Source organism: Caulobacter sp. UNC279MFTsu5.1 (genome assembly GCF_900114015.1).
Taxonomy (GTDB): Bacteria; Pseudomonadota; Alphaproteobacteria; order Caulobacterales; family Caulobacteraceae; genus Caulobacter.
The window spans coordinates 28,954-46,213 of record NZ_FORN01000047.1; the positions used below are offsets into that span (position 1 = coordinate 28,954).

Here is a 17,260-nt window from a genome sequence, read left to right on the forward strand (position 1 = left end):
GCGCGCTGGCGGCGACGCCTCCGAGCGTTCAAGCTCCGCTAACGTCGCGACCGACTAGCGCCTCAGAGCCCATGATCAGCAAGAAGGCGGCCGAAGCGCAGACAGCGCGTGCGCTTGCGAAAGCCGAGGAGACGAGGGCCGCGAAGGATCTGCGCGCGCAGGAGGCGATGGCAGAATGGGCGAAGTGGATGTGTATAGTGACCGGCATTCAGGCCTTCATCGGCTTGGCCAGTCTGCTCGGTCTCGCTTTCACCGTCGTGTTCGCCAAGAGTTCGGCGGATGACAGTGGACGATCAGCGGACGCCGCCTCCCAGGCTCTTGAGCACACCGTTGAGACCTCGAAGCGACAACTAAGGGCGTATGTCTCGGTCCAGCAGTCCAGCTGCGAAGTCTATGGTGGGGCCGACCCCGAGGTACGAGTGATTTTTCGCAACAGCGGCCAAACGCCGGCTCGGTTTCGCTCGGCCGGGGTACTGGTTTTTCACCCGGTGAACCAGGTCGTCATGCCGCAAGTGAGCTATGCTGCTGAGCCCTATAGAGAGATCGGTGCCGGTGGAGACGTCACCATGTTCATACAATTGCACCGTCAAATTACGGCTCAAGACTACAACGACTACGTTAACGGACAGCAACGATTCATGCTGTACCTGGACTACGAGTACTTTGACGTTTTTGACGACCGGCACGCGCGAGGGGTCCGCGCGACGGTCAAAATTCAATCCGGTGCGCATATCCTAGTTGAGTGCTGATCCAGACGAATGCTGGTCATCGTCATCAGGTAGTACGTCCGCAAGCAACGTATCGACTGCGGTTTCCGTAGCGAGCGACGCTTCGAGTTCGCCAGCCACTTGGTCGAACAGGCCGTCGAGACCGTCTCCCAGAAGCGTGACGATCGCCCTCGGATCGATCTCCGCCGCCAAACGCTCAGCGAGCTTGCGCACCAGGCCATGACTGCGCTCACGAAGCATACGACCCATGTCCGCCGCTCGCCGCTCGTATTCCGGCAGCGACACCAGTTGGCCCAATAGGCGACCGTTCTCGATCTGCCGGGTAGTGGTTCGCTCACGCATTTCCGCAAGCCGCGCCTCTTCTAAGGCGTTCATCGCTGGCAAAGTCCGCGACGATGAAGATCCGGCCCCTTCCCCCGGAGTGGAGGGCAACTGTTCGGCAGCCGCCTGCTCGGCCTTGCGGGGACGGCCTCGTGTCGTGTCGACCGACGCCCGGATCAGCAAGGCTGAGCGCTCGGCGTCCACCAGTTGCCGGCCTGGACGATCCGGGTCTGGGCTGAAGAGGATCAGGCCTTTCTTGTTCCAGTTCGAAACCGCCGACGGCCCGACATTCATGTGGGCAGCGAACTCGCCCTTTGTCATCAATGAGGGCATGAATTCACGGCCTTCATAATGAATTGCAGCCCGGAACTAACGGAACGTCGCACTCAGCCGCACCGCATAGGGGCGGGGGTGGCCTGGAAGGACCCGGGCCGGTGAGGTCGGGGCGCGGAAACCCTTGTGGCGTAAGGGGTTGCGCGGTGTCGCGGCCAACAGAAAGCCCGCCTCGACGGGGTCGGGCGGGCTTCGGTGCGCAGTTCAACGCTTGGTCCTTTTCATGAATTAGCTGCCCCCGATTCGCAAGCCCCCATTGCCGTGAAGCGCCGCGAGCGCGACCCGAAGCCCGACCTTCAGCGCCTGCAGGTTGGTGCGCCGGGTGTTGCCGCCGCCACCGACGGACGCGATCGTTCGCCCCTCACCGGCCACAGCCCTGAGCATGGACAGCGCCCGGCCCGTGCGATCAGCCGCGGCGACGGCCGTCTCGACGCCGGTCAGGCGCACACCGGCATAGGCGCGGAAGAGGCCAGCGGCCACGGCGCCATGGCTGCTGTCTCGGATCGACCGGGGGCGGTCCTCCAGCTGGGAGCCCAGGCCCGCGCCCTTGCCCGCCTGTTCGAACAGCAGTCGATAGGCCAAGCCCACCCGCTCGTCGGTCTCGGTGAGAGCGCCGCTCTCAACCAGGGACCGCAGGCCGTCCCGGCTCTTGATCCGCTTGGCCCCGGCGTCGTTGTAGGTCTCGACCTTCTCGCCCCGGCGCATGGCCTGGTCGACGGCGGCGACGACGGCCGAGCCGAGCTCCTGCTGCACGCCCTTGATCAGCTGATAGCTCTCGCGTTGAGCCTCGGCCCGGGCGGCCTTGCCGACATAGAGCTGGTGGTTGAGACGGTAGGCCCGGCTGAGCCGCGAGCGCTGGTCTTCGGTCAGGCCAAACTGCACGGCGTTGCGCAGCAGATAGACGGCCGCGCCTTCGTCCGGAGCCCGCTCGACGAACGGCGTGACGTCGCGTCCCACCGCGTCACACCCGGCGTCCCACTTCTTTCTTTTGATTTTCTTAGATAAATTAGAAGGTGTGACGGATGGGACGGGTGTGACGGATACACCCGTCCCCGCGCCCGCTCGCTCCTGCGGGGGGTTGGGTGGCGTCCCAGGCGTCACACCCGTCACGGGCGGCGGATTACTCTTGCCACTCAATGTCTTGCTCCGGGACGCTAGGTGTGACGGGACGGGACGCCTGGGACGCCAGACGGTCCAACAAGGGGGTGAGGGGGATCGCCAAGCCGCGCTGCTGCACGCCAGCGCCATAGCGCAGCTGTTTGGTCGGCCAGGTCTGGTAGTCCGGTCCAAGGGCGTCGAGGTAGGACAGGGCGCGTCGCCAGTCCTGCCACTTGGTCGGGGAGAAGATCTTCTCGAGCACCGGATGGTGGTTGGAGACGATCAGCCACGGGCCTGTTCGGCCGTCGGGGCCGACGTCCTCATAGAACAGCATCCCATGGGCCTTCAGCGGCCCGATGTACTCGCGGTCGCCGGCCGCCAGGCGGTCGACCATGATTCCGATCGTCAAGCGCCGGTCGTTGCGGAACTGGTCCGTGGAAGCCGCCATCAGATGGGCGAAGGCGTCCGCCCCCGGGTTGGTCACGACCTCGATCGACTCGCGCTGGGCCAGCAGAGGCCGCCAGAACCGCGCTTGGGTATCCGCCATCTCGGGGGTGAGGGGTTCGTCGTGCAGGAGCAGCCTTCGGCCGGCGGCCAGCATGGCGATCAGGTCGGCGGTGCGGGGGCTCTCCTTGGCGCGCTGCAGGGCCGCCTTGACCATGGCGACGTCGGATCTGTAGCGGCGAGCCCCCAACAGGATCCTGGCGAGCAGCTTTGGAGCCAGGGCCTCGGCCTTGGCCTGGATCGTGGCCAGGTCGTCGTCGGAGGCCAGGTCCTGGCCTTCCTTGGCGGCCAGGGGCAGCAGGCGGACCTCGACGATGCGCGAGCCGTCGGCCGGGCCCAGCTTGGGCGGCAGGATGGCGGCCAACATCACCGAACCGACCGCCGTCTGGGTGGCGACGTTGCCGTCCTGGCCGACCTGTTTGCGCACGCCGCCGTCACCGGTCGACATCCGCCGAAGCACGCCCAGGGCCTGCTCGACGACGCCCGCGCCGCCATGGGCGTTCGCGCCGCCTTCGGCTTCGTCGATCAGCACCGGCCGGGCCATGCCCGACAGATCCGAGCGGAAACCGGCTTCGGAGAAGCTGTCGATCACGGGGCCCGCCAGGGCCGACATCAGGGCGTGCACCAGGTGCACCAGGGTCGTCTTGCCCGAGCCCTGCAGGGCGTTGAGCATCAGGTGGCCGCGGAACGGCGCCACGGCGCCCAACAGCGCACCCACCAGCCAGCCGGCCATCACGTCGGCCCCGGTGAGGCCGTCGATCCCGATGGGCTCGAAATGCCAGTTGTCGAACTGGCGGCGGATCCACGCCCCATCCTCGACCGTGCAGGGCTTCCCAGGCTTTGGCCCGGAGGCCGCCAGCCTGTAGAGCGGGCCCGAGCGCACGCGCATCATTTCGGCGATCGAGCGCTTGTCGACCTTGCGGCCGCTTGCGAAGCTCCAGACCTCGTCGCCCCGGTGCAGCATCACGGCGCCGGCCTCGCCGGGCCAAACGCCCAGGGAGCGGATCGGGCGCGAGCTGTCCCAGAAACCCGCCTCGCGACACTTGCGGACGAACCAGATTGCGCAGGGCTCGCGCTGGAACTTGTCGGCGCGGTCGCGCCAATAGGTCAGGAAGCTGGCCCCGGCCTGACAGGCGAATATGTCGGTGCGCAGCATCGCCCCGACCTTGCTGGCCACTTCGCTGCGCAGCTCGCCCTCGGGCATGGCGAACCACACCTTGGCGCCGGCGAAGCCCAGAGGGATCACCGGGCTTTCGGAAACGTCGGGGTTCGGAAAGCCCTTCAGCAGGCTTTCGGTGCCTTCGGGCGCGTCTTCCATGCCCGCCAGGGCGATGGGCTCGTAGCTGGCCGGTTCGGCCGGCGGCCCGCCGCCGTCGTCGTCTTCCAGGCCGGTTTCGTCGATATCGTCAGTCATACGCTCACCCCCAGGCGCGCCTGGTCGGCCAGGACCTGGCGGCGCAACTCGTCGTTCCAATCACTGTTGACGGGCGGCAGGGCGGCGCGGACGCGCTCCGCTCCGGCCGCCGCCCATTGCTGTCTCGCCAGGCGGCCACACAGCGCCGCCCGGGCCTCGCCCTCGAGCAGCATGGCGGTCTTTCGGCCCCGCCCGTTCCGAGCCCAGATCTTGAGGGCCTTCATGTCGCGGTCGATACCGGTCACGACCTCCGGCCACGGCTGGTCGTCGGGCGATCGCCAGGTGAAGGCCGGACGCTCCAGGTCGGCGCGGGGATCGTCCAGATCGATGCAGCCATCAGCGTCGACCTGGACGCCACCCTGCAGCCGGTTCAACGAAAGGGCTGCGGCAGCCCGCATCCGCCGGCCTTGCATCTGGGCAAGGGAGACGATCGACAGAACGGTTTCGATACCTTCGCCATTGGCCAGCGGCGTCCCGTCCAGTCCCTCCCCGGTCGGCCCGATCAGCCAGGCTCCGCCCGGCCGACCGTTCAACGTCTGAGGGCCGATCATCCGCTTGCCCAGCGCCTTGTCGCGGCCGGACCCGTCGCGCAGCAGATAGGTGGCGTGCACGCCACCGGTCGGGCCTTCTTCGGTCACGGGGCGCACCAGCAGGGCCGGGGCCCGGACCCAGGTCTCGCGCTTCGGGTCCCAGCTATGCCGCGCGGCGGGGTGATAGCGCATGGCCGGCGCGGCGCGGGCGATTACCGCCGGGTGGATGCAGCGCGACAGTAGGTACTTCTCGGCCAGCGAGCCCAGGACCACCGTCGCGGCGCCCCACATCTGTTGCGCCATCTTCAGCTTGCGGGCCGCGTCGTCGTCGACATCGGCCTCGGTGATCACCGGCCGCGGCGCGCGCTCGACCACCTCCAAGCCCAACAGCCGGCGCGCCGCATCGACCGGCGTCCCGCCCTCAAGCAGCTGCTCGAGCTCGATCACGTCGCCGCGCTTGTCGCAGCTCCAGCACTTGAACCGCCCATCGCCGGGATAGACGGCAAAGGGCCTGGAGCCCGATTTCTTTCCGCAGGCCTGCAGAGGGCAGATCCCACGCTTCTGGACTTTGCTGCCGTACAGCTTCACGCCCGTCTGCTCGACGCGCTCCTCGATCGACACGCGATCCCGGGCTTCCTCGAACAGATTGTCGATCATGGGCGCGCCTCGGTGCGAGCGCCGCTCGCACCGGCCCCGGCTAGGTCCTCGCCGGCGGGCAGCAGGCGATAGCGCGTAGGCATGCCGCGCTCCCGCTCGGTGCGAGGCAGGCGCTGGGCCAGGTTCATGGCGACCAGCGTCGGCCAGAGCGCGCCGTGGACCGCATCGCTTTCGGCGGTGGCGCCCTCCGGTCGCCGCGCCAGCGCCTGCAGGGCGGCGAAACGGGCGGGGGTCAGCGGGATCAGGTTGTAGGTCTTGGGCTTTTTCATGCCGCTCTCCGGCCGCCAAAGCGCTCGGCGTCGTCCGGCCGGGTCAGGCGGTCCTTGGTCCCGGGCGGGATCAGGATCGACAGCCAGCCGCCGGCGGCGCGGTTGGCGGCGATCAGGCCGCCGAACGACGAGCTCGCCTCGGCGGCCGGCGTCATCCAGACGAACAGGGCGTAGGCCGTGGCGGTCGACAGCTCCGGATCCCAGCTGCCCAGCTGCATGCCCACGCGCTCGCAGAAGGTGGCCTTGACACTCAGCCGGCGCATCAGATCGTGGCGGCCCACGCTTTCCTCGAACGGCAGCCTGCACAGCAGGGCCACGCCTCGACGCACTCGACGCAGGCCGATCTCGGCGAAGGCCTGGGCTAGCGCGAATGGCGGGTTGGTGATGATCCAATCGGTCGGCTTCAGCGCCGCATCGTAGGGGTTCAGCTCGAGCGCGGCCGGTGAGAAGAAGTCCTGCACCTGGCCATAGCCGTAGGGATGCACGTCGCTGGCCTGCACCCGGAACCGCTCGGCCAGGGCGCTGGCCATATGCCCCTCGCCGCAGGCGGGCTCCCAGACACGCCGGGCCCGACGGTCGAACCGGCGCACGACCTCGCCGCAGGCTCGCGCCGCCCAGAGGGGCGTGGGGTAGAACTCCAGCGCCCGCATCAGGGCGGTATGGTCGTCGTCCTGCTCGACCAGGCGGGGCGCGCGGCGCTCGACGACGGAACGGTTGGCCACGGGGCCGGCGCGCGTCATGTCAGTCATCCAGGTCCGCGCGCGGCCGGGCGCTGCAGCGACCCAGCACGTCGACCAGCCGGATCGAGGCCGAGACCAGTTCCTCGACATGCTGGCGGCGCACCGCCGGCGTCGCATCGTCGTCGACCAGGCGGCTCAGCAGGAACAGGAAGGTTCGTCCGTCCTCCCAGGCGGGGAACGGCAAGCGCTCGGCCACCAGGCCGCGGGCCTGGCCTCGGGCGGCGCTCATGCGCACGTCAAGGCTGGGCTGGGCGTGGTCGGCGTCGACGATGAAACTGGCGTCGTAGTCGCGGGCCAGGTCGGCGGCTTCGCGCGCCAGGGCCGTCCACAGTTCAACGCGATGGGCCAAGCTCATTGGTGCGATCGCGCCGGGAAAGCGACAACATCAGACGCGTCGAATTGCACGCCCTTGTCGAGCGCGAGCTGAAGGACGCCCGCTTGATGTTGCGCGGGAATGAGCCCGCCCTTGCTCTTTTGCCACTTCCGAACCGCATCTGTAGTGAGCCGGCAGGCGTGGGCGATATCAATCAAACCAAGGAGACGCACCGCGCGTACCGCAGGCGTTTCGTCGAGCTCAACCGTTGCCATTATGGAAAATCCGTCTAGAGGTAATCTCCATGTCCACCGCTGGACTGATTTGGATCAAACCTCAAGAGACACCGGACGGAAATTTCTTCCATGCTTGCCGCTATGGAAATCCCCGAAATCCCCGCCCGTCTGCGAAGCATGAAGCGTTCGCAGTCCGACCTCGCACGTCACCTCGGCATCGACCCATCAAGCCTGACCAAGACGTTGAAAGGGGAGCGGAGGCTGAAGGCCGACGAGCTGATCAAGATTGAGCAGTTCTTCGGCGAGAAGGTCGACCGCGAAGCCACCGTCGAGGCCCTATCTTCTCGCCGCAGCACGGCCCCGCGGCGCATTCCGGTCTACGGATATGCGGCCGCTGGCGGGCAGGAGCGCGTCGCGATCAACGCCGGCCAGGTGATTGACTGGGTTGATGCTCCACCACTTTGGAACGGCCTGGGCGATCTCATCGTCGTGAGGATAATCGGAGACAGCATGGAGCCCCGCTACTTTGCGGGCGAGGCCGTCGTCGTTCACATCGGCCTTCCACCCGGGCGTGGGCAGGATTGCTTAATTGAGTTCAATGACGGGTCTGGAGTGATCAAGAACTACCGGGGTCAGCGCGACGGGCAGGTGTTCACATGGCAATACAATCCACCAAAGGGCCAAGAGAACGAACTGCGATTTGACGGCGCGAGCGTGAAAGCCATTCACGCCGTAGACTTGCCAACCAGGCGACTGAGGTAACTAGTTGGTCAAGACCAATCGTTTGGTCTCTCCACCTTCTACTGTAAGCCTCTGTATCAGGAACCCGCCCTCAGCCTCTAGATGATAGCGGCCGCCCCACGATCGCGTGGGAACGGACCACTGAACCCGTGCTTGAGCGTAGTAGGTTCCGTCGGGTACGCCCTCAAAGCGGAAATGGCCCGCCGCATCGCAAGGGACTGCTTGCCCCTCTGCGAGGAGCTGAGACTCGAGCGGGCCGCTGCCGCCCGTGACGCGGTCAGCTGATAAGAAGCCCGCCTCTGCAGATCCGTACGCCTTTTCGACGCCGGCGCGGACTTCAGCACGAACTGGAATCAAGTGGGCGACGAAGCCTGCGCAGGTCTTAACGTTTCCGCCAACCGTGCGGAGGAGCGCGTCGCCCTCGACCGTATTCCTACCTGACGTCCGCGCTGCTACCCGGGCCTTAGCCTCGCCGCTGGGGTCGTAGGGTACGAGCGGCGCCTGGCCGAGCTCGAGTGCTACGAGCGCCAATCCGATAATCATTTCGCCGCTCTCCACCCCTTGGCGAACAATCCTTTTCGCCGAGCGCAGGCCCGGTCAAGAGCGTGTGGTCTCCATGCGTCGATCCAATTTCCAAAATGGAAATAATGGATGGACTTGACGAATGGAGAAAAGCTCCATCAATTACCTCAACCCCGCGCCGATCCGCTTCGCTCGCTCGCGTCGCTTCGGAGGGTCCGACCGGCGGTCGCGCTTCAGCATGGGCGTGATCGTGACAGGGGATCGGCGCGGGGCTGAGGAGACGCCCCGATGTCGTCCACCCGGACCCAATTCAGCAATCCGTCGGCCGCGCGGCCGCCCGTCGACGCCGATCAAGCCAGGACCCCCAACCGCGTCGACCTGCATGTCGGCATGCGGATCCGGATGCGCCGCAAGATGCTGGGCGTCAGCCAGGAAGTCCTGGCCGACGAACTGGGCCTGACGTTCCAGCAGGTCCAGAAGTACGAGCGCGGGGCCAACCGGGTCAGCGCCTCCAAACTCTACGACACCGCCCGGGCGCTCTCGACCACGGTCGCCTGGTTCTTCGAGGGTCTGGCCGACACCGCTGGCGACGGAGACGTTCCGACGGGTCCCGATCCGATGCTGGTCATGATGGGCGCGCCCTACGGCGCTCAGATCGCCGGGGACTTCGGCCGCCTGTCAAACCTGGATCGATCGATCGTCGCCGGCCTGGTCCGGCGCTTCGCCGACGGATCCGGCGACCTGCCGACCGCCGCTGTCGACGCGGGCCTTAGCGGATCCGAGTTGGCCGAGCCGTTCCTCTCGCTCCTGCAGGCGCGCAACGACGTTCGAGCGGCCGAGCCGTCGGACGTCTACGATCCGAGGCGCGTCGCGTGATGGCCACGCCCGCCCAGCAAGCCCAGGACGAGCGCGTCGCCGACGTCCTCATGGCCATGGAAGGCCAGCCGATCGACACGATCCGCTGCGCCCCGATCGTCGTCCTGTCGCAGGACGCCCCGCTCCCGATCGTCGGCCTGCACGCGGCGGGCCGGCACTTCACCCTCAGCCTCGAGGAGGCGCGCTGCGTCGCGATAGCCGTGCGCATGGAGGACGCCTCGCCCGACGCCCAGGCCCTGGCCGCCTCGATCGGCATGGCGGCCACCATGACCGAACTGCTCTGGCTTCGCGCCCACTGCCAGATCCTGCGCCTCCGCCTCGAGGACGCGACGCGATGAGCGCCGGCGACACCCTGCGGTCCTGGTCGCTGGTGCTGATCGGCGTCGCGGCCCTGATCCTCGAGCGCGTGCTGTCATGACCGTGATCAGCTTCGCCGACGCCGTCGACCGCCTGAGCGTCCTGGGCGGCGAGATCGTCGAGGTCCGGGGCGACAAGGCCGACCTGGCCGGGCCGCCTCCAGAGGGCGCGGTGTTCCGGCCGGGCGAGATCGTCAAGCTGGTCTATCGCGCTTTCGAGGGCCGCCCGGAGATCCGCGCCGTCATGTACGGCCCGACCCCGCACGAGGTCGGACGGGCCCTCTGCCGAACGCTGGGCCGCACGCCCGGCGAGCTGATCGGCGTCGCGGCCGATCCCCGCAACTACGAGCTCACCTGGGTCTGCGCCGCGATCGGCGTCGCGCCGGGCGAGCGCCTGGCCCGCGTCGACGGGCTGTCCCCCACTTGGCTGAACCTGGGCCTGGGCCGCCGGCCCGTGCACCGGGTCGACCTTCGCAAGTTCAAGCCGGCCGCCCCGACGCCTCAGTCCGACGCGCGCCTGGACAACCCCTTCAACGACTTTTCCGGAGACGACGTATGAGCGCGCTCACGCCGCTAGCCCTGACCTTCGCCGACATCCTGCGCCATCTGCAGGACAGTAAGGTCGGCCGTACCCATGCCGAGGTGGCCAAGGCAACGGCCCGCGACACCTCCAACACTCGGCGCGATCTGGGCAAGCTCGCCGACGCGGGCTTGATCAGCGCCGAGGCGTCCGATCCGCCGAAGTACTTCATCGCGCGTGCCGGCGTCGACGCGCTCGATGCGCTTGGCAGGGCGGAGGATCCCAGCGCCGGCGGCGCCGCCGTCTGGCCGCACGACAAGATCGCACGCAACCCGGCCAATCCGCGCAAGACGTTCCCGGCCGAGAAGATCGCCGAGATCGCCGAGAGCATCGTCGAGGTCGGCGGCCTACTGCACAACCTGGTCCTCCGCCCGGCCGATGCGAACGGCGTTCGCATGCTGCATGACGGCGAATGCCGGTGGCGGGCGTGCGACCTGCTGATCAGCCAGGACCGCCTGCCGCCGGCGCTGGCCGAGGGCCTGCCCTTCACCGAGCGAGAAGGGACCGAGGAAGAGGCCCTCTTCGTCGCCCTGATCGCCAACGCCCAGCGTGGCGACCTGTCGCCCTGGGAAGATGCGCAGGGCCTGGCGGCCTACAAGGCCCTGACCGGCCTGTCGGCCCGGGCCGTGGCCTTCAAGCTGGGACGCGCCATCGAGGGCAGCGAGCGCGGCGTCAAGGACGTCCAGCAGAAGATCAAGGCCGTCGAGGAAGCGACGCCGACGAACATCGCCCTGCATGAGAGCGGGGTGTGGACCTGGGAGCAGTTGCGCGAAAGCGTGCAGACGGAGAAGGCCTCGCCGGCGGCAACGGGGGAAGGCGAAGCCTCGCGCCAAGTCGAGCTCGAGCAGGCGATTTCCGCCGCCGCCCAGGAGGACGAAGAGCCGACCGAACACATGGCGTTGATGCTGGTGGAGGTCGCAGCAGCCATCCGGGCCAAGCCGTTCAGTCACCCCCTCGCAGTCGGTCGGTCGACCCGGGTCACCGAGATCCCGACCGTCAACGACAACTGTCACCCGGCGGAAAAGGCCCTGCTGCAGGGCGGCTATATCACCTTCAATTATTTCAACGGCGGCTCAGCCGTGTCGCTGCTGTCTCGCGGCGAGAAGTTCGTCGCTCGCATGATCTATGCGGGCGACGACGGGCTGCGCTTCGCGCGTACCGACGCGCTGCACGACGACGAAGAGCACGACCGCCTGCAGGAAGCCGGTGAGTACTGGACCTATTGGCTGAACCTACCGAAGCCGCCCTCGGCCGGGCCAGCGCCGACCGTGCGCGCTGAGCACGCTCTCATCCTCCTGGAGATCCACGACGCGTTCAAACGTCAGCCCGGCGGCTACATGGGCGACAACTACCAAGGCGTACCCATGCGGTTCAACGCCCCGCCCGGCGTCATCGCGAACCTACGTTCCGAGGACCTGATCACCGGCGGCGACCCCGAAAAGCCCAGCAGCGACGGATCCACGCGGATCAAGATCACAAACCGCGCCGAGCGCGCGCTCATGGGCCAGTGGAAGGCCGAAGTCCTGACCAGCCAGTCGGTCAGGACGAAGGTCATCGGCGAGTTGCGCGAGGCCCTCTTGGGCCGGGAGACGGCCGACAAGTGCCGGAAGGCCAAAGCCTATGCGACGGAATGGCTGAACGCGCCGTTCCCGGTATCGCCGGCGGCCCAAGCCTTGCTCGACCGGAAGGCCCAATCGGAACGCGATCGGGCGGCGCACGAGGCCAAGGAGAAGGCGCGCCTCGAGCTCGCCGAGCGCCGCCTCGCCGAGCTCGAGGCGGTGGCGCCGACAATGGAGCTCCCGAAGCTCGGCGCGAAAATCCGGCAGATGCTCGAGGAAGCGACGGCGGCGGCTCCGTGGACGGCTGTCGCCAACAGCTACAATTTTGCCCGGACCGCCAGCGGGACGGAGATAACCGTCAGGGCCAGCCGCAGCGCAAGGCTCGCCATTCTGGCGCTTAACGCCGTAACCGGGTGCTGGCCCGAAGCAGACGAAGCGCCTGTCACGCCCATGGCCTTCGAGGCGTGGATCGCCGAGACCCTGACCGAAGAACACAGCGTCTCCGACGCCGTCGTTGCCTCTGTCCAGGCCGTGCAGGCCCTCAAGCGCTACGAGCAGGATAGCGGCTGCGCCTTTGGCGACGACGGCTTCGAATGGGACCGGGAAACCGCGCGTCAGATCGCCAACGACTGGGCCGAAGACTTCATTGAAGACGGCCAGGTCGTGCGAGCGCCGCTCGCATCCGAGGGCGTGGCCGCCGACCACATGGCCGACGCCTGACCATGGCCATCGCTTCCCCCGCCTTCGCCACCCCGGTCGGACGCGCCCCCGCGCCAACCGCAACCTTCATCGAGGCCGCCTTGGCCTATTTCAGGAGCCCCCGCATGGACGATCCCAACGTCCGCTACGCGCTTGTGCGCGAGCCGACCAACCCCCTGGCCAAGCCGACGGCCTACGAGACTTTACGCGACCTGGCGCGCGCCATCCAAGTCGATCGCGGCGACGCGGCGATCGAGCTTGAGGACCGAGCACCCCTCAATATCCGCGGCTTGGGCGAGGTCCTGGGCGTGGCGGTCTGGCTGCTCGGCGAGGACGGCGCGCGCACGCGCCTGATCGGCTGGGCGTGGCTCGCCGGCGGCGGCCGCCGCCAGCTGCAGGCCGCGCTCGAGGCGCGCCACTCGGTGGCGCCGACCATCGGGAGGGCGGCGTGATGCCGCCGGTCAACAGGGAGATCGAGGCGGCGCGCGCCGCCGAAAAGGCCCGCCGCCGCCGTTGGCGGTCGTTCTGGGCGGCCATCAAGACGGCGTGCGCTGTCGTCACCGTAGCCTTTGGCTTGCTGCTGCTGCTGTGCTCGACCGTCGACCTGGTCTTCGGCTCCAGAACCTGGATCACCGCCCTCCTGGGTGTGTGCTGGGCCCTGGCGGGGATGGTCTGCGGGGTCGAGACCTTCCGCGGTCCGCTGGCCATGCTAGGCCGCGCCAATGCCGCCGATCTGGCGCGGGAGCTCGACCAATGAGCGGGCGCGTGGAGATCGAGGCCAAGGAGATCAGCATCGTCGGCGGCGACGAGGCGGCCCTCACTGTGGTCGGCAAGGTCGACCACTGGGTCGAGCTGGGCGACATCGGGCCCGCCCAACTCATGGTACTGGATACGACCGGCGAGCCGGTCGAGGTGCGCGCCCTGTTGGCCGAACGCCAGTATTGGCGCGAGCACCAGGCCTGCGAAATCGGCGAGCTACTGCAGGCGCTCGAGGTGCGAGCCGCGCCCAAGGCCTTTCTGGTCCAGAGACTGCTCAGCGCCTACCAGGGCCTAAAGGACGCTGTCGCGGGTGAGTATTTCGACCGCTGCGAAGGGTGTGGGGAGCAGATCTGGCCAGGTGAGGTCGAAGTGCCATGCACTGACGTTCGCCTGCACGCCAGTTGCAATGACGAGGGCTCGATCAAGACGGGCGACAAGGTCCGCATGCCGCCCGAAAGCATCGAGCAGGAGGAGAGCGAGCCGCCCCGCGACTACGTCATCGCCTTCGAGGCCACGAATCTCTTCTCCGCCGAGCAGATCCAGGAACGCCTCGAGCGGGCCCGGGTGAAGCTGGCCGAGATGGGGAGGCTGTGATGGCGAAAATCCTTCTCACCAACCCCGAGCTCGTCGCGCTGATCGGCGAGATGATCGAAGACGAGCGCGCCTGGGATCCAGCTTGGGTCGCCGTGCTGTGTGACCGGTTCCGCGACTTGCAGCGCGACCACGGCGCTGAAGTCATTCGCACCGAGCGGGTCAGGCAGGTTCGGGAGGAAGGCTTCGACGCCGACCATGACGACCAGAACTACCCCGGCCAACTGGCCGAGGCGGGCTACTGCTACATCCTCTCGGCCCTGCGCTTCGTCAGCGGCCACGCCCCGGCCGACATCCAGCGTGCGCCGCCGCCCGGCTGGCCATGGGCGCTGGAATGGTGGAAGCCCAAATCTGCCAGCCGCGACCTGGCGAGAGCCGGGGCACTGATCGCCGCCGAGCTCGGCCGCCGCAAACGCCAGCACGACGCCTTCGTGGCCCTGGTCGTTCAGGCCTGCGTCGCCGGCGGTGCGGATCGCGAGGACGCCCAGGCGATCGTCGAGATGTCGATCGACGACGCACTGGCCGGCGATCGCATCGAAGTCGGACACCCGGATCACGACTGGGGCGTCGCCGGCGCAGCGGCCTTGGCCGACGAACTGGTGCTGCATCATCTCGAAGGCGGTCAAGCATGACCTTTACCTTCATCGAGCCCAAAACCCTCCCGCTGGAGGAAGGCTTTCAGCCCTTCGCTCAGGTCGAGAACGAGATCGACTACGACGCCGCTATGCGCCTTCCGGAGGGCAAGAGCTGCGGCGACTGCGTCCATTGCCGCAAGTGCTGCGCGATGTTCGGCCACGTCCCGACCGACACCAGCTGCGACTTCTACCCGAGCCGCTTCCGCCTGCTCGACCAGCCCTCGGCGACCGCCATATGAAACCCGTCGATCGCCACCTGTTCGCTTTGGGGCGCGTCATCGCAGTCGCGGCCGCCCTGGCGTTCTGGGTGGCGGTCGCCCTCGCCGTCGAGGCCCACTATTGGATGTTCGCCACCGATCCGAGCGCCCCGATCGGCGAGCGCCAGATCGAGCACGAAGGCGAGTGATGGCCGGCCGTCGCGACCCCTTGGCGCGCGCCCAGCAGCGCCCCAGGCCCGAACAATGGGCCACCGACGAGGTCATGACCTTGGCCGAGTACGCCGCCGTGTTCTGGCCGGCCGGTCCGGTGACCGTGTCGTCACTGCGCACCGAGATCGCCAAGGGCCGATTGACCCCTGCCCGAGTCCGAGGGCTATTGTGGATCACTCCCGCGAGCGTCCGCGCGCTCTTCCAACCCGAGCCCGCAAGAGCATGTCCCGACGTTCGAAAGGCCCCCGCCTCCACCTCCGCTCCGGCCGGATCCACGCCCGCACCGGCAAGCCGATCCCCGACATCTACTACATCCGAGACGGACAGGTTGAGATCAGCACAGGCTGCGGTCCAGATGGCCTCGCTGGCCCTGATGGCGCCGAAGCGCAGCTCGCCGCCTACATCCTCCAAAAGTCGGCGGTTCGGACCCAGGAAGAAGAAGTTGTCGATGATCGCCAGCGCCGAGGTGATCCAGCTAAGGTCCTAATCGCCGAGGTCCTGGCCCTCTATCTCACCGAGAAGGCCCCCAAGCTCGCCGACCCGAAGGCCACGAACGTCCGCGTCCAGGCGCTCATGAAGTTCTTCGGGGCCGACACCCTGGCCGACGTTCGGCGCTCGACCTGCCAGGCCTACGTCGCCGATCGTATCACCCAGCCGCTCAAGCAGGCCAAGTACGGCGACGCGCTGGACAAGCGCGTCAGCGATCAGGGCGCCCGGCGCGAGCTCGAGGACCTGTCGGCCGCCATCCACTACTGGAATGGCGAATACCCGCTCAGCAACCGCCCCAAGGTCTGGCTTCCCGACAAGCCCGAAAGCCCTCGCGACGCCCTGACGCGCGACCAGGTCGCGGCCCTGCTCATGGCCGCGCGCGGCTACCGCATCGAGGTCGACGCCGCCGGAAAGCGCTCCTGGAGATATCTGGGCGGCAGCGTGCGGGCCAACCGCGCCCACCTACGCCGCTTCGTCGTGATGGGCGTCTATTCCGGCAGCCGGCCGACGGTGACCATGAAGCTGCTCTGGGCGGAATCGCCCGTGCAGGCCTGGATCGATCTCGACGCCGGCATGATCTGGCGCCGCGGCAAGCGCGAGAAGGATCACAAGACCAAGCGCCGGCCTGTCGTGAAGATCACCGGCCGCCTGTTGGCGCACATGCGTCGCTGGAAAAAGCTCGACGACATGAAAGCCGCCAGGCTCCTCGAGGAGGAGAACCTGGAGATGGCCAACACGGTCCTGCACCACGGCGGCGCGCCGATCGACAGCGTCCGGACGGGCTTTGAGGCGATCGTCGCCGACGCAGGCCTGGCGGCCGAGGTCACGCCGCACTGGCTCCGACACACCTGCTGCACCTGGTTGATGGAGGCTGATTGCCCGGCCTGGGAGGCCGCCGCCTTCACCGGCATGACCATGAAGACGCTCGAGGACAACTACGGCCATCACCGGCCCAGCCACAACGCCCGGGCACGGAAGGCACTCAGCTAAATGTCGGACCTGACTGTTGTATTTGGCAACACCCCTGCGGCTGAAAGCATCTGGACATCGACCGAGCTGATCGCCGCCTTGTTCGGTTCCGTAATCGGTGGCGCGGTCACGCTCACCGCCACCGCGATGGCCAACGCACACACCCGGAGTCTGGCGCTTCGAGCAGAGAAAAAGGCTGAGGCCGAAAGGGAAGAGATCGCGACCTGGCGCGTCGTCCACAACTTCGGCCGGATAGTCGGAATCGTCATCGGAGCCAAGTTGGGGGTGGAAAATTTCCTTAGCGCAACGCCAGACATCAAGCCGGAGGATTACTGGCGCGTGATGATCGAGCCCGTTCTGACCTCGGAGGTTATCGGCTTTAATTCAGATGACCTTGGCGTCTTCATTCGAAAGGGCCGCAGCGATCTGGTTGCACAGCTAAACGATTGTGAGATCAATGCGCGGGGGGTGACCACATTGATGCGATCGTACTCCGAAACGCGGGCAGCGGTGACGCTGCAGTATATAGATCTGATCAACCAAGGCGCATCCAACGAGGCCCTTGCCAAAGCGGACCCTCGATTTCCGGGCCTCTTTCAAATGGCCACCTTCTTATGGACCGACACCGACGAGGCGTACTTCAACGCCTTGGGCGCTGCCGAGAAGCTGATCGCGTTCGTGAAGGCCGAGCATCCGGCGATGAAGATCAGTTTCCGCTTTCCACCAACCCCAAAGCCAAGGCAGGCGGAGCAAGCTGGTTCCCAGTAATTTCCCAGAATGGCGTCGAAAAGGCGTGAACAAAACAGGGAACCAACGAACGCCAATCCCTGCAACAGCAAGGGTTTCAGAGGCCAACACTACGTTGACATCGTAGGGGTCACAGGTTCAATCCCTGTCGCGTCCACCATTCCTT

The 17,260-nt window shown here is 67.2% G+C and carries 22 protein-coding genes and 1 pseudogene; 14 read left to right on the plus strand and 9 right to left on the minus strand.

Annotated features, from left to right (window positions below; genetic code table 11):
* Window positions 1-71 precede the first annotated feature (71 nt).
* A complete protein-coding gene (locus BM066_RS21110; RefSeq protein WP_018061915.1) occupies window positions 72-749 on the plus strand; it encodes a hypothetical protein in 678 nt (225 codons plus the stop codon).
* On the opposite strand, the gene BM066_RS21115 is transcribed toward BM066_RS21110, so the two are convergent.
* The 8 genes from BM066_RS21115 to BM066_RS21150 all read right to left on the minus strand — a co-directional run bounded on the left by BM066_RS21115 (window position 735) and on the right by BM066_RS21150 (window position 7,182).
* On the minus strand, window positions 735-1,382 hold the full coding sequence (locus BM066_RS21115) for a hypothetical protein (RefSeq protein WP_049801082.1): 648 nt from the start codon (window positions 1,380-1,382) through the stop codon (window positions 735-737). The genes BM066_RS21110 and BM066_RS21115 overlap by 15 nt on opposite strands.
* A 228-nt stretch (window positions 1,383-1,610) precedes the next feature.
* The gene (locus tag BM066_RS21120; protein WP_018061913.1) at window positions 1,611-2,339 is read right to left on the minus strand and encodes a hypothetical protein; all 729 of its coding nucleotides are present in this window, start codon (window positions 2,337-2,339) and stop codon (window positions 1,611-1,613) included.
* A 163-nt stretch (window positions 2,340-2,502) separates the two neighbouring features.
* Entirely contained in the window at window positions 2,503-4,398 is a 1,896-nt protein-coding gene (locus BM066_RS21125) for a hypothetical protein (protein WP_018061912.1), read from the minus strand.
* Complete coding sequence (locus BM066_RS21130) at window positions 4,395-5,585, minus strand: DUF7146 domain-containing protein (RefSeq protein WP_018061911.1); 1,191 nt, start codon at window positions 5,583-5,585, stop codon at window positions 4,395-4,397. Before BM066_RS21130 ends, BM066_RS21125 begins: the two co-directional genes overlap by 4 nt.
* Entirely contained in the window at window positions 5,582-5,854 is a 273-nt protein-coding gene (locus BM066_RS21135) for a hypothetical protein (protein WP_018061910.1), read from the minus strand. The genes BM066_RS21130 and BM066_RS21135 overlap by 4 nt, the downstream gene beginning before the upstream one ends.
* Window positions 5,851-6,594, minus strand: coding sequence for a hypothetical protein (locus tag BM066_RS21140; protein ID WP_255367678.1), 744 nt, complete (start codon window positions 6,592-6,594; stop codon window positions 5,851-5,853). Before BM066_RS21140 ends, BM066_RS21135 begins: the two co-directional genes overlap by 4 nt.
* Before the next feature lies 1 nt (window position 6,595).
* The gene (locus BM066_RS21145) at window positions 6,596-6,949 is read right to left on the minus strand and encodes a hypothetical protein (RefSeq protein WP_018061908.1); all 354 of its coding nucleotides are present in this window, start codon (window positions 6,947-6,949) and stop codon (window positions 6,596-6,598) included.
* A complete protein-coding gene (locus BM066_RS21150) occupies window positions 6,946-7,182 on the minus strand; it encodes a hypothetical protein (RefSeq protein ID WP_018061907.1) in 237 nt (78 codons plus the stop codon). The genes BM066_RS21145 and BM066_RS21150 overlap by 4 nt, the downstream gene beginning before the upstream one ends.
* A gap of 90 nt (window positions 7,183-7,272) precedes the next feature.
* Between BM066_RS21150 and BM066_RS21155 the strand changes: the two genes are divergently transcribed.
* A complete protein-coding gene (locus BM066_RS21155) occupies window positions 7,273-7,905 on the plus strand; it encodes a helix-turn-helix domain-containing protein (RefSeq protein ID WP_018061906.1) in 633 nt (210 codons plus the stop codon).
* On the opposite strand, the gene BM066_RS26700 is transcribed toward BM066_RS21155, so the two are convergent.
* The gene (locus BM066_RS26700) at window positions 7,906-8,427 is read right to left on the minus strand and encodes a hypothetical protein (protein ID WP_018061905.1); all 522 of its coding nucleotides are present in this window, start codon (window positions 8,425-8,427) and stop codon (window positions 7,906-7,908) included.
* Window positions 8,428-8,796: 369 nt separating this feature from the next.
* Here BM066_RS26700 and BM066_RS27150 point away from each other — a divergent pair.
* The 12 genes and pseudogenes from BM066_RS27150 to BM066_RS21215 all read left to right on the plus strand — a co-directional run.
* Window positions 8,797-9,001, plus strand: a pseudogene (locus BM066_RS27150) (helix-turn-helix domain-containing protein); the annotation flags it as partial.
* A gap of 280 nt (window positions 9,002-9,281) precedes the next feature.
* Window positions 9,282-9,620: a hypothetical protein gene (locus tag BM066_RS21170; RefSeq protein WP_018061903.1), complete on the plus strand. Its 339-nt coding sequence runs from the start codon at window positions 9,282-9,284 to the stop codon at window positions 9,618-9,620.
* A 76-nt stretch (window positions 9,621-9,696) separates the two neighbouring features.
* Window positions 9,697-10,197, plus strand: coding sequence for a hypothetical protein (locus tag BM066_RS21175; protein ID WP_018061902.1), 501 nt, complete (start codon window positions 9,697-9,699; stop codon window positions 10,195-10,197).
* The gene (locus BM066_RS21180; protein ID WP_018061901.1) at window positions 10,194-12,497 is read left to right on the plus strand and encodes a ParB N-terminal domain-containing protein; all 2,304 of its coding nucleotides are present in this window, start codon (window positions 10,194-10,196) and stop codon (window positions 12,495-12,497) included. The genes BM066_RS21175 and BM066_RS21180 overlap by 4 nt, the downstream gene beginning before the upstream one ends.
* Window positions 12,498-12,499: 2 nt before the next feature.
* The gene (locus BM066_RS21185) at window positions 12,500-12,928 is read left to right on the plus strand and encodes a hypothetical protein (RefSeq protein WP_018061900.1); all 429 of its coding nucleotides are present in this window, start codon (window positions 12,500-12,502) and stop codon (window positions 12,926-12,928) included.
* Entirely contained in the window at window positions 12,928-13,233 is a 306-nt protein-coding gene (locus BM066_RS21190; protein WP_018061899.1) for a hypothetical protein, read from the plus strand. The genes BM066_RS21185 and BM066_RS21190 overlap by 1 nt, the downstream gene beginning before the upstream one ends.
* Window positions 13,230-13,829: a hypothetical protein gene (locus tag BM066_RS21195; RefSeq protein WP_018061898.1), complete on the plus strand. Its 600-nt coding sequence runs from the start codon at window positions 13,230-13,232 to the stop codon at window positions 13,827-13,829. The genes BM066_RS21190 and BM066_RS21195 overlap by 4 nt, the downstream gene beginning before the upstream one ends.
* Complete coding sequence (locus tag BM066_RS21200) at window positions 13,829-14,458, plus strand: hypothetical protein (protein WP_018061897.1); 630 nt, start codon at window positions 13,829-13,831, stop codon at window positions 14,456-14,458. Before BM066_RS21195 ends, BM066_RS21200 begins: the two co-directional genes overlap by 1 nt.
* Window positions 14,455-14,700: a hypothetical protein gene (locus tag BM066_RS21205; protein ID WP_018061896.1), complete on the plus strand. Its 246-nt coding sequence runs from the start codon at window positions 14,455-14,457 to the stop codon at window positions 14,698-14,700. Before BM066_RS21200 ends, BM066_RS21205 begins: the two co-directional genes overlap by 4 nt.
* Window positions 14,697-14,867 (plus strand): hypothetical protein, encoded by a 171-nt coding sequence (locus tag BM066_RS26570; RefSeq protein WP_018061895.1) that lies wholly within the window; start codon window positions 14,697-14,699, stop codon window positions 14,865-14,867. Before BM066_RS21205 ends, BM066_RS26570 begins: the two co-directional genes overlap by 4 nt.
* 244 nt (window positions 14,868-15,111) lie before the next feature.
* Window positions 15,112-16,368: a site-specific integrase gene (locus BM066_RS21210; protein WP_018061894.1), complete on the plus strand. Its 1,257-nt coding sequence runs from the start codon at window positions 15,112-15,114 to the stop codon at window positions 16,366-16,368.
* Complete coding sequence (locus tag BM066_RS21215) at window positions 16,369-17,115, plus strand: hypothetical protein (protein WP_018061893.1); 747 nt, start codon at window positions 16,369-16,371, stop codon at window positions 17,113-17,115.
* Window positions 17,116-17,260: the final 145 nt, after the last annotated feature.